Source organism: Kitasatospora nipponensis (genome assembly GCF_039528135.1).
Taxonomy (GTDB): domain Bacteria; phylum Actinomycetota; class Actinomycetes; order Streptomycetales; family Streptomycetaceae; genus Kitasatospora; species Kitasatospora nipponensis.
Genome location: NZ_BAAALF010000748.1, coordinates 1 through 679 on the forward strand (window position 1 = coordinate 1; position 679 = coordinate 679).

General features: G+C 69.7%; 1 pseudogene. It reads right to left on the minus strand.

The features are described from left to right. Positions 1–17: 17 nt before the first annotated feature. A pseudogene (locus ABD323_RS43100) lies at positions 18–679 on the minus strand (IS200/IS605 family accessory protein TnpB-related protein); the annotation flags it as partial.

Sequence of the window (679 nt, forward strand, 5' to 3'; positions counted from 1 at the left end):
CCGACGTGTGACCGTTCCTAACCAGTGGGCAGGAGTGGGTCTTGGACCCACGTCCTGGCACTGCGCGGATCCCGAACGGTTTTGGGTGCGCTGGTCGCCCGCGTTCTCGTTGTCCCCGTCCGGCTGCGTGCATCGTGTGCACGCTCCGTGGTGGGGTGGCGGGTTTCCTCACGCCCTCGGGTGCCTGGTTGGGCCTGGACGGTCCGATGCTCGTGCGCATCGCTCTGGTGCGCACGGGGCGGTGTCGTCCGTCGCCGGACCGGGTGTCCGAGGGCGCGTCGTCCGATGGCGACAGCGGCGCTGTCGTGTCGGGTGGTGGTGCGCCGTGGGGTGGCGAGTGGCTTCTGCCAGTGCTGTGCACCCCAGACGCTGGTGTAGGCGGGATCGACCGCGACGATGGCCAGGCCGCTCTCGGCGGCCATCGACACGAGCCGGGCCTTGAGCTTGCCGGTCGGTATGCCGGAGATCAGCTGGCGGAACCGCTTCTTGCGGCCGTGCTTCTCCCGGGTGGTCTCGGCGGTGAAGTCGAGGTTCTCCAGGCCGATGGCGTTGACGCCGCAACGTTTGCCCCAGTGGAGGAGGCGGGTGATGGCGTGTCGGATCTGCGCGTCGCGGTGATCGGCCGACCCGCTCAGGTCGTAGGGGAAGCGGTGCGGGTTGCCGACGGGGTTGCCGTGGA